The organism is Phenylobacterium sp. (assembly GCF_044358365.1).
GTDB lineage: Bacteria > Pseudomonadota > Alphaproteobacteria > Caulobacterales > Caulobacteraceae > Phenylobacterium.
The window spans coordinates 1-4,004 of record NZ_JBIKNZ010000130.1 but is presented as its reverse complement, the minus strand read 5'-3'; the positions used below and the strand labels follow the sequence as shown (position 1 = coordinate 4,004).

Here is a 4,004-nt window from a genome sequence, read left to right as displayed (position 1 = left end):
CAATGGCCAATATCGTGGCCTGCGATATTCACCCGCTGAACAACACCCGGGTGGGCGCGCGCCTGAAAACGCTGGGGGTCGGCGACGAGGCGCTGGTGCGCGAATGGATCCAGCCCTGGATCCGCGAAGGCTTCGACGCCCTTGAGCCGATGGTCGCCCGGCATGCGGGCATGTTCGCCTTTGGTGACAGTCCGACGATCGCCGACTGCTGCATCGTCCCGCAGGTCTATTCCGCCAACCGCTTCCAGGTGGACATGACGCCCTGGCCCGCCATCGCCGGAGTTGCCGAGCGGACCGCCATGCACCCGGCCTTTGCCGCCGCTCACCCCAGTCGCCAGCCGGACGCCAAGGCCTGATGCCAAAGACCCTAGAAGACCTCAAGGCCAAGAACCGCGTCTGGGCGGCCGACAAGACCGCCGTCGACCCGGGCTTCTTCAAACGACTGGAGGGCCAGCAGGCGCCGGAGTACCTGTGGATCGGCTGCGCCGACAGTCGCGTGCCGGCCAATGAGATCGTGGGGCTGGATCCCGGCGAGCTGTTCGTGCATCGCAATGTCGCGAATCTGGCCCCGCCGCAGGATGCGAACTACCTGTCGGTGCTGCAGTTCGCCGTCGACGTGATCAAGGTGAAGCACATCCTGGTGGTCGGCCACTATGGCTGTAGCGGCGTCGCCGCCGCGGTCGACGGCAAGCGCCGGGGCCTTGTCGACCACTGGCTGCACCCGATCCGCGAGACGCACCACGACCACCGCCATGAACTGGACGCCCTGCCGGGCGAGCGGGCGAGGTGGGACCGGCTGGTGGAGCTGAACGTGATCCGTCAGGTGAAGAACGTCGCTTCAGACGTCTTCCTGCGTGAAGCCTGGGCGCGGGGCCAGGCCGTGTCGGTGCACGGCTGGGTCTACACGCTGGGCAACGGGCTGGTGACGGATCTGGGGGTTTCTGTCAGCGGGCCGGAGGAGCTGGCGCAGTTGATGGATCGCTCGGTGCTACCGCATCAGGTCTGACGATCAGGCCAGTTTGATCTCCCGCAACCGCTCCTGAAGGTACTCATCCGCCGTGATCGGAGTGGGGTAGCGGTCCGGATGGGCGGCATCCACGCAGTTCGGCAGTGTCTCGATGCGGTAGTCAGAATTGAAGTGCAGGAAGAATGGGGTGGAGTAGCGCGGGAAGCCGCGGCGCTCGGGCGACGGGTTGACCACCTGGTGGGTGGTTGACGGCAGGCGGTGGTTGCAGAGCCGCTGCAGCATGTCGCCGATGTTGCAGACGAGGCTGCCGGGCGGCGGATTGATGTCGATCCAGCGACCGTCGTGATCCTTGACCTGCAGGCCCGCCTCGTCGGCGCCCAGCAGCAGGGTGATGACATTGATGTCCTCGTGGGCGCCGGCGCGGATGTGCGGGCCATCCTTCGGAACGGGCGGATAGCGCAGCAGCCGCAGGATCGAATTGCCGAAGTCCACGGTGGGATCGAAGAAGTGTCGGTCGAGGCCCAGATAGGCGGCCACCGCCTCCAGCACCTTCAGCCCCATGGAATCCAGCGCGCCGTAGAGCCAGCCAACCCGGGCCTGGAAGTCCGGCAGCTCGGCGTCAGGCCAGACGTTGTCCGGCATGTGATCACGGAACCGGTGGCCAGCCGGCAGGTCCCGGCCCACGTGCCAGAATTCCTTGAGATCGTAGTGGGTGTGGCCCTTGGCGGTCTCGACGCCGAAGGGCGTGTAGCCGCGCTGGCCCTGCACCGGCAGCCTGTACTTCAGCTTGGCCGCCTCGGGCAGGGCGAAGAAGGCCCGGGTTTCCTCAAGGGCGGCGTCGACCCTGGACTGGGGCATGCCGTGATCCGAGATCACCGCGAAGCCCCAGCGAGCGAAACTATCACCCAGGGCCCGGGTGAAGGCGGCGAAATCCTTCGCATAGAGTTCGAAGGAGACGGGGACGATGCTGTCCTGCGGCGCGGGGGACTGGCTCATTCCGATCCTTTACACCGGCGTTCAGCCGGCCTCCAGTCGCCGGCGCTGTTCGGTGGCCGTGTCGTTGTCGGCGTCCTCGGCCTCCTCCTTGGAGAGGCGCTGCATCTCCGCGCGCAGCAGCGTCTCCATGGTGGCGCGGCTGTCACGGGTAGCCATGATGTAGCCGTCGCCGGACCCGAAGGACGGAGCCAGAGACGTGAACAATGCGATGTCCATCTCGCGGAACAGATTAACCGCCTTGGCCGAGCGTCGGTCTGACAGGCCCAGTCGCGTCAGAGCCTTGCGGCCGAAGTTCAACGCGCTTTCAAAGGTTTCCCGCTCGACCCCGTCAACGCCGGCCTCCAGCAGCTCATAGGCGTGACGACGGTCGTAGGCGCGACCGAGAATGGTCAGATTCGGGAAGTACTCCGTCGCGGCGCGCACCAGTTCGACCGCCTTGTCTCTCTCATCGATGGCCACCAGCAACAGCTTGGCCTTGTCGGCGCCGGCGGCGCGCAGCAGGTCCAGGCGCGTGGCGTCGCCATAGTGCACCGGCCAGCCGAAACGACGGATCAGGTCGATCTGCTCTATGGAGCTGTCCAGCAGCACCACCTTGAAATCGTTGGCCGTAAGCAGGCGGGTGGCGATCTGGCCGAAGCGACCGAAGCCGGCCACGATTACGTCGGGCGCACCGTCGTCGAACTCCAGCCGTTCGGGTTCATCCGACAGTTGGACGCGGTTCAGGACCAGCCGCTCATAGAGCATGAAGGCGATGGGCGTCAGCGCCATGGAGAGCGCCACGACCACGGTGGCGATCCCGGCCTGCTCGGCGCTCATCACCCGTCCTGCCTGCACGAAGCCCAGCAGGACGAAGGCGAACTCGCCGCCCTGGGCCAGTGAGACGGCGATGGTGGCGGCGTCGCGGCGGCAGCGCCCGAAGGCCAGGCCCACGCCCCACATGGTCAGGAATTTCAGCACCATCAGGCCGACGGCCAGGGAGATGATCAGCACCGGCGCGCTGGCGACCAGGGCGAAATTCAGGCCCGCGCCCACAGTGATGAAGAACAGGCCCAGCAGCAGACCCCGGAACGGCTCGATGTCGGTTTCCAGCTCGCGCCGGAACTCGCTCTCGGCCAGGACCACGCCGGCCAGGAAGGCGCCCAGCGCCGGCGACAGCCCCACCAGCTCCATCAGCGCCGCAACCGCCACCACGATCAGTAGGGCCGAGGCGGTAAAGATCTCGCGCAGGCGGGCGGCAGCTATGAAGCGGAAGATAGGCCGGATCAGATAGCGTCCGCCAAACACCACCCCGGCCACGGCGGCCAGGCTGGCCAGCACCCGCATCCAGGCCGGAAGTGCGCCCAGCACGCCCTCGTGCCCCGAGGCGACGCTGGCGGCCCCGACCGCCAACAGAGGCAACAGCGCGAACAGCGGGATCACCGCCAGATCCTGGAACAGCAGGACGCCGAACGCCGCCTGACCGATTGGTCCCTGCCTCAGGCCCTTCTCTTCCAGATTCTGGAGCACGATGGCCGTCGAGGAGAGCGCCAGGATCAGTCCCGCCGCCAGCGCGACCCGCCAGTCGGCGCCCAGCATCAGCACCACGGCGCCGATGGCCGCGCCGCTCACCGCCAGCTGCGCCGTGCCCAGCCCGAAGATCGAGGTTCGCATCTGCCAGAGCAATGCAGGCCGCACCTCCAGACCGATCAGGAACAGCAGGATCACGACGCCGAACTCGGCGAAGTGCATCACATCCTCTGCCTCGCCCACCAGGTTCAGCAGGTAGGGGCCCACCAGGGCGCCGGCGATCAGATAGCCCAGTACGGAGCCCAGCCCGAGGCGCTTGGCGATCGGCACCGAAACCACGCCGGCGGTCAGATAGACCAGCGCCTGGATCATCAGAGTGTCGGCGTGCATTTGAACTCCGATGGTGAAGGCCTAGGCTCAGGACTCATTGATCATAGCCAGAAGATGACGGTGGCAGCGAGAGCGATGGCGGACATGAAGGTGTGTGCGCATCGGTCGTATCGGGTGTGGATGCGCCGCCAGTCCTTGAGGCGTC

Annotated in this window: 3 protein-coding genes and 2 pseudogenes; 2 read left to right on the top strand and 3 right to left on the bottom strand. The window is 66.6% G+C overall.

Translation table 11 applies throughout. The features are described 5' to 3' along the window. Together ACIQ3B_RS18250 and ACIQ3B_RS18245 are read left to right on the top strand one after the other, a co-directional pair. Positions 1 to 356: pseudogene (locus ACIQ3B_RS18250) on the top strand (maleylacetoacetate isomerase); the annotation flags it as partial. Continuing rightward, positions 356 to 1,006 (top strand): carbonic anhydrase, encoded by a 651-nt coding sequence (locus ACIQ3B_RS18245; RefSeq protein ID WP_397405120.1) that lies wholly within the window; start codon positions 356 to 358, stop codon positions 1,004 to 1,006. The pseudogene ACIQ3B_RS18250 and the gene ACIQ3B_RS18245, both read left to right, overlap by 1 nt. Positions 1,007 to 1,009: 3 nt before the next feature. On the opposite strand, the gene ACIQ3B_RS18240 is transcribed toward ACIQ3B_RS18245, so the two are convergent. The 3 genes and pseudogenes from ACIQ3B_RS18240 to ACIQ3B_RS18230 all read right to left on the bottom strand — a co-directional run. Next, positions 1,010 to 1,963 (bottom strand): isopenicillin N synthase family dioxygenase, encoded by a 954-nt coding sequence (locus tag ACIQ3B_RS18240; RefSeq protein ID WP_397405118.1) that lies wholly within the window; start codon positions 1,961 to 1,963, stop codon positions 1,010 to 1,012. A gap of 21 nt (positions 1,964 to 1,984) precedes the next feature. Continuing rightward, complete coding sequence (locus tag ACIQ3B_RS18235; protein WP_397405116.1) at positions 1,985 to 3,859, bottom strand: monovalent cation:proton antiporter-2 (CPA2) family protein; 1,875 nt, start codon at positions 3,857 to 3,859, stop codon at positions 1,985 to 1,987. A gap of 41 nt (positions 3,860 to 3,900) precedes the next feature. Then, positions 3,901 to 4,004 (bottom strand): annotated as a pseudogene (locus tag ACIQ3B_RS18230) (IS5/IS1182 family transposase); the annotation flags it as partial.